Source organism: Streptosporangium sp. NPDC006930 (assembly GCF_040635605.1).
GTDB lineage: Bacteria > Actinomycetota > Actinomycetes > Streptosporangiales > Streptosporangiaceae > Streptosporangium.
In genome coordinates, this window is record NZ_JBEYID010000054.1 from 1 (window position 1) to 6,402 (window position 6,402).

The following is a 6,402-nucleotide window of genomic DNA, read 5'->3' on the forward strand; positions in this document are numbered from 1 at the left end:
GGTCTTCTCCGCGTACGCCGTGAAAAGAACGCGCATGACCTCTCCTAACCGTTCTTCACGGCTCCCAGAGCCTGGGCGCTCAGATAGTCGACGGCGTCGATGTAGGTGTAGGGCTGCATGAAGCCACCCGCGCGCACGTCGCGGTAGAGCCGCGCCAGTGGGTGGGAGGCCGAGAAGGAGGCGCCGCCGATCAGGCTCTGGGCGTCGAAGACGACGGCGGGCGCCAGCTGGTTGACGATCAGCTTCGCGCACTGGAACGGCGTCATCATGGCCGGTCCGCGCTCCCGAGGGTCGCCCGTGTCGTCGTAGGAGAGCCGGTCGGCGCGCGCCAGCGCCGCCGCGACCGTCGACCTCATCGTGAAGAGCCGCGCGTCCATCTCCGCCACCAGCGTCCGCGCGGCCGCCGCCCCCGCGGCTCCCCGGCGGATGAGGGTCGAGACCGCGATGTCGCGCGCCGACTGGGCGATCCCGGTGTAGATCCCCAGCATGGTGATCGAGCTCACCGTCTGCCCCGCGAGCATCGCGAGGTCCTGCCCGCCCGCGGGCCCGCGCAGAACCACGTCCTCCGGGGGAATGACGCAGTCGTCGAACACGACGTCGACGCTCCCGGAGGCCCGCATCCCCAGGCCGTCCCAGTTGTCCAGCACGCGAAGCCCCGGGCAGTTCCTGGAGAGCACCGCCATCCCCGACTGGGGACGCTGCCCGGGGACGCGCGTCTGCGCGTACACCGCGAAGTCCGTGGCGATGGGCGCCATGCTCACCAGGGTCTTGCCACCCGACAGCAGCCAGCCGCCGTCGGCCGTCTGCGTCAGCGTGGTCGGACGCCGGTCGCGGGGGATGTCCTTCACCCCCGTGGACACGACCGCCTCGCCGGAGCCCATGCCGCGCAGCAGCCGCTCGGCCAGCGTCCGCGCGAGAGCCGGTCCCGTCCGCCACTCGTAGGTCAGCGTCAGCGCCCGGCTGAGCTGCATGTGCAGGGCGAGCGCCGTCGAGGCGTCGGCCTCGGCGACCCTCAGCAACGCGAGGGAGACGTCGTGCAGACGATCGACCCCCAGGCCGCCGAGCGCGCATGGCACCGTGGCGCCGAGGACCCCGCTTTTGCGCAGGTCCTCGAAGATGTCACGCGGGAAGGTGCCGCTGCGGTCGTTGTCCGGGGCCGCGGCGGCGATCGCCGGCAGGTGCGTCTCGATGAGGCCGATCAGGTCGCGGCCCTCGGGGGTGATCGGCTCGCGGAGCTCTCCCGGCATCACGACGTTCTCGGTGTGCACTGTCATCAGCCCATCCCGCTTCCCTGCGTTCGCACGTCGGCCCGCTGCCGCCGCATGCACCATAAACGACTTTTCCGCGAGCCGCCTAAGAAATCAACCGGGAAATTATGCACGATCCAGGAAATGGCATTCCGTGGACATTGGGGGCGGCGAGAGAATAGCTTGACCCACCGATCACCCGGAACTAGCATCTGTCCCGCTGGCGAGACGGACCCGCCGCATTGAAGCAGGGGATGACAGTCACCCGGCCGGCTTGAACAATACCCCGGGTAATCCCATTCAGCCGCAACGCCGAGTTGAAGGTGGAAGAACGTGCTCTTTCCCCACACCAAGACCAGAAGGACGCTGCTGCGCCATGCCAATCCCCCGGAGGGCGTCACGGCACACGACCTTCTCCTGAAGGCCGAGCTGAACGACCTGCCCTCGGCCGAGGTGTTCGGCGCGCTGTACTCCAAAGAGGTGTCCGCGCAGTTCATCGTGGAGCGGCGGGACACCGACAGGGTCGTGGGATACGTCTCGTTCCACCATCTCGACCTCTCGGGACAGCACGTGCGGGCGAGCTTCCTCACCGACCCCGCCGCGGCCGGCAACGGGCTCGGCGCGGAGGTCATCCTGATGACCGTCAACTACGCCTTCGCCATGTGGAACGTCAGAAAGATATATTTCTGGACCACCGAGACGGATTTCGAGGCTTTCCGTACGGCCTTCAACTCCGCCTACAAAGAGGCGACTCTCCCCGAGCACCTTTACGATCGCGGAGCGCTGCGGGATGTGCATATCTACGCCGTCTACCGCGAGCAGTGGGAGGAGCACGGCGCCGAGCTCCTCAATAAGCTCGCGCAGGGGCCGGGCGAACGCCGGGAGGCGGCATCCACCGCATCTACGGCGTCCACGGTATCCGCAGTGTCCACCGATTCCGCCGAGGCATCCGAAGGAGAAAAGAGTTGACCGAGATGTTCGTTTCCGACCAGAAGAAGGAAGTGCGCGAGCAGATCGAGCGCGAGGCGCTGAAGATCGTGCTGTTCAGCTCCTCCGAGCTCGCCATTCCCGAGCTGACCGACCTGGGGGAGATTCCCGAGCCCAGCGATCTGGGCAACCTCGACTCCTTCTCCATCATCCTCCTCATCCTCGCCCTGGAGGACACCTACGGCGTCCCGCTCCTGGACGACATGGCCGGTTTCACCGGGAGAAACTTCGACGACCTGGCGGACTTCGTCATCGAACGTCTCCCCCCGCGCGCCGGCGGCCAAAAGTAGCGCCCGCGGTCGGGACAAGCACGGTGAGCGGGGAAAACGGCCTTGACCTGGCCTCCGTCACCTCTCTGTCAGGGCGTCTAGATCTTGTCTAGAACTCTCCCGTGGCGCCTAGGGCAAACTCTCAGCCATCGACGACCCGTCGGGGCGAAAGGGCGTGACAGATGTGACAGGCGTTAACGGTTACCCAAGTCTTGCGACCACACATCACGGGCAGGCCAGACCCGCCGGCAACGCGCGGATGGCGCTCGACGCACCGGGCATGACCAGGAGAACGGCTCTCTCACTCCCACCCGGTATGTCACTGACCGCCTGGAGCCGCCTTGGCCGCCAGATCTTCATCATCTCCGACTCCTCCGCCTGGTGGCTGGGAGACTGGCTGATCTACGGCCAGGCGCACTACCCCGACCGCTACAAGCGGGCGATCGCCGAGACCTCGCTCGACTACCAGACGCTGCGGAACTACGCCTGGGTGGCCCGGCAGTTCAGTCTTTCCAGGCGGCGCGACAAGCTGAGCTTCCAGCACCACGCGGAGGTGGCCAGCCTGCCGGAGCCCGACCAGGAGATCTGGCTCAACCGGGCGGAGAAGGGCAGCTGGTCGAGGAACGAGCTGCGGCGGCGTATCAAGGCGGAACGCAACGGCGGCACCGCCGACGAGGTCACCCACATTCAGATGAACATCATCGCGGAGCAGAAGAAACGCTGGCAGGAGGCCGCGGAGAGCACCGAGCAGGACCTGCTCGTCTGGATGGTCTCCAACCTGGATCGCGCCGCGCTCGCGGCGCTGGAGTCGAGGAAGGCCGGCGCGCTCCCCCAGTCCGCCTGACCCCGGGGCGGCGAAGCCTCAACGAGCGGACGGAGAAGACAGCTTGGACCCCGATCACGGCGCGTCGCCGGAGGACGTCATCGAGACCGCCGTCACCACCCCTCGGGGACCGGAACGCCTCCGTCTCCGCCACCTGCCCGACAGCATCGGCCGCTTCGCCAGGACCTCGGGCTCCTCCCCCGCCGTCACCTTCGTCGAGTACGGCATGCGCCGCGACACCGGCCGCAGGGAGAAGAGCTCGCGGACGATGAGTTACGCCGAGCTCGACGAGCGGGCCCGCGCGGTGGCCGCAGTCCTCCAGCGGCGGTGCGAGCCCGGCGATCGGGTGGCGGTGCTCTGTCCCCACGAGCCGGCGTACGTGGTGGCGTTCCTCGCCTGCCTGTACGCCGGTCTCGTGGCGGTGCCGCTCTACGCGCCCGAGGCGCTGCGCAGCAACGAGCGCCTGCGATCGGTGATGGGGGACTGCGAACCGCGGTGCGTGCTCACCACCTCCGCCGTTCACCCGTCCGTCCAGCGGCTGCTGGAGGGGATGGAGCACCCGCCCGAGCATCTGGTCCGCGTCGACGAGATCCCCTTGGCCGACGCCGCGCACTGGCGCAGGCCGGATATGAGGGCGGAGGCGGTGGCGTACCTGCAGTACACCTCCGGCTCTACCGGCACCCCGTCGGGCGTCCGCGTCACGCACGAGAACATGACCGTCACCAACCACCAGATCAGGGCACACTGGCCGAGTTCGATCGTCGCGTCGTGGGTGCCGTTCTTCCACGACTTCGGCCTCGTCTGCGCGATCACCAATCCGCTGGGCGCGGGCGCGCACTCGGTCAACCTCAGCCCGATGGCCTTCGTGCAGGACCCGTACCGCTGGCTCCGCATGATCTCCGACTACCGGGCCGACTGGAGCGTCGCGCCGAGTTCCAGCCTGGCCCAGTGTGTGCGCCGCGTGGCCGTCGAGCGCAGGGGCGAGCTCGACCTCGGCTCGCTGCGGCTCCTCACGATCGCCGCGGAGCCGGTGTACGCCGAGTCGACCGAGGCGTTCATCTCGGCGTTCGCGGCCGGCGGCCTGGCGCCCACCACTCCCGCCCCCTGCTACGGCCTGGCCGAGGCGACCCTTCCCGTGAGCGCGCCGCCGGTCGGCGAGGGCATGACCGACCGCTGCTTCGACCGCGCGGACCTGGCCGCCGGCATCGCCCGCGAGTGCCCGCCGGGCAGCCCGGGTACCGTGCGCGTCGTCTCCTGCGGGGTACCGAGCCTGGGGGTGTCGGTGCGGATCCGCGACGGTGAGGGCCTCGCCTCGCTGCCGGAGGGGCGGGTCGGCGAGATCTGGGTGAGCGGCCCCAATGTGGCGGACGGTTACTGGAACCAGCCGGAGCGGTCGGCGGAGGTCTTCGCGAAGCACCTCGTCGAGACCGACGGCGAGCTGCTTTCCGGCCCCTGGCTGCGGACGGGTGACCTCGGTTTCCTGTTCGGCGGCAACCTCCACGTGGTGGGCCGAGCCAAGGACATGATCATCATTCGTGGCCGGAACCACTACCCGGACGACATCGAGGCGACCGTTCAGGCCGTGCGAGACGTCGGCTCCGAGGGGGCGGCGGCCGCGTTCTCCAGCGAGGCCGAGGGCGAGGAACGACTCGTCGTCCTCGTCGAGGCCGGCCCCGCGCTCATGGCGGCCGAGCAGGGCGACAGGGAGGCGGTCCTGCGCGTCCTGCGCCAGGAGATCACCCGCAACCACGGCCTGGCCGCGCACGACCTCGTCCTCGTACGGCGCGGCAGCCTGCCGCGGACGACCAGTGGAAAGATCCGCCGTGGTGCCTGCCGCGAGCAGTACCTCCGCGGGGAGTTCGACCACTGAGCCGAAGTGGCTTCCCTTCCGGAGGTGATGCGTGATCAGGCCCCTTTTCGTCTGGGACTATCTGCAGGAGTACGAGAACGAACGCGAGGACATCCTCGACGCCGTGGACACCGTGTTCCGCTCGGGCCAGCTCGTGCTCGGGCGCGGTGTGCGCGACTTCGAGGCGGCCTTCGCCGCCTACCACGGCGTCTCGCACTGCGTGGGCGTCGACAACGGGACGAACGCGATCGTGCTGGGGCTCCAGGCGCTGGGCGTCGGGCCGGGCGACGAGGTGATCACCGTGTCGAACACGGCGGCACCCACGGTCGTGGCCATCGACGCCGTCGGCGCCACCCCGGTCTTCGTCGACGTGCACGAGGACACCTACCTGATGGACGTCGGGCAGGTGGAGGCGGCGATCACCGAGCGGACCCGCTGCCTGCTTCCCGTGCACCTGTACGGCCAGTGCGTCGACATGGCACCGCTGCGGGAGATCGCCACCCGGCACGACCTGCTGATCCTCGAGGACTGCGCGCAGGCGCACGCGGCCCGCCACCACGGCAGGATCGCGGGCTCGATGGGCGAGGCGGCCGCGTTCTCCTTCTACCCGACCAAGGTGCTCGGGGCGTACGGCGACGGCGGAGCGACGATCACCTCCGACCCGGAGGTGGACGCGGCGCTGAGGCAGCTGCGCTACTACGGGATGAGGGAGCGCTACTACGTCGAGCGGACGCCCGGCCACAACAGCCGGCTCGACGAGGTGCACGCCGAGATCCTGCGCCGCAAGCTGGCCAGGCTCGACGGCTACGTCGCCGCCCGCAGGGCCGTCGCGGCCCGGTACGCCGAGGCGCTGGCCGGCACCGACGTCGTCCTGCCCGCGGTCGCCCCCGGCAACGAGCACTCGTACTACGTCTACGTGGTCCGCCATCCGCGGCGCGACGACATCATCGAGGCGCTCAAGCCGTACGGCGTGTCGCTCAACATCAGCTACCCGTGGCCGGTGCACACGATGTCGGGGTTCGCGAAGCTCGGCTACCGGGCGGGGGCGCTGCCCGTCACCGAGTCGGTGGCCGGGGAGATCTTCTCGCTGCCAATGTATCCGTCGCTGACCGAGGGCGACCAGACGAAGGTGGTCGAGTCGCTGCTCAAGGTACTGGCAGCGCTGTGACGGGCGACCAGCTGGGCCGGCCGATGCGTGTGGTCTTCGTCACCTATGCCGAGAAGACT

General features: G+C 69.1%; 6 protein-coding genes. 5 read left to right on the top strand and 1 reads right to left on the bottom strand.

Annotation, left to right across the window (positions count from 1 at the left end; genetic code table 11):
• Positions 1 to 44: 44 nt before the first annotated feature.
• A complete protein-coding gene (locus ABZ664_RS39245; protein ID WP_362522347.1) occupies positions 45 to 1,274 on the bottom strand; it encodes an acyl-CoA dehydrogenase family protein in 1,230 nt (409 codons plus the stop codon).
• Between the two features lie 306 nt (positions 1,275 to 1,580).
• On the opposite strand from ABZ664_RS39245, the gene ABZ664_RS39250 reads away from it, so the two are divergent.
• From ABZ664_RS39250 to ABZ664_RS39270, 5 genes are all read left to right on the top strand, one after another.
• Positions 1,581 to 2,216 carry a GNAT family protein gene (locus tag ABZ664_RS39250; RefSeq protein WP_362522349.1) on the top strand — a complete coding sequence of 212 codons (636 nt, stop codon included), beginning with the start codon at positions 1,581 to 1,583 and terminating at the stop codon, positions 2,214 to 2,216.
• A gap of 5 nt (positions 2,217 to 2,221) precedes the next feature.
• Positions 2,222 to 2,524, top strand: a complete 303-nt coding sequence (locus ABZ664_RS39255) for a hypothetical protein (RefSeq protein WP_362522358.1) — start codon at positions 2,222 to 2,224, stop codon at positions 2,522 to 2,524.
• Positions 2,525 to 2,783: 259 nt separating this feature from the next.
• On the top strand, positions 2,784 to 3,347 hold the full coding sequence (locus ABZ664_RS39260) for an LmbU family transcriptional regulator (RefSeq protein WP_362522351.1): 564 nt from the start codon (positions 2,784 to 2,786) through the stop codon (positions 3,345 to 3,347).
• 43 nt (positions 3,348 to 3,390) lie between these two features.
• Positions 3,391 to 5,196 carry a fatty acyl-AMP ligase gene (locus ABZ664_RS39265; protein WP_362522353.1) on the top strand — a complete coding sequence of 602 codons (1,806 nt, stop codon included), beginning with the start codon at positions 3,391 to 3,393 and terminating at the stop codon, positions 5,194 to 5,196.
• 31 nt (positions 5,197 to 5,227) lie between these two features.
• Positions 5,228 to 6,343: a DegT/DnrJ/EryC1/StrS family aminotransferase gene (locus ABZ664_RS39270; protein ID WP_362522356.1), complete on the top strand. Its 1,116-nt coding sequence runs from the start codon at positions 5,228 to 5,230 to the stop codon at positions 6,341 to 6,343.
• Positions 6,344 to 6,402 lie beyond the last annotated feature (59 nt).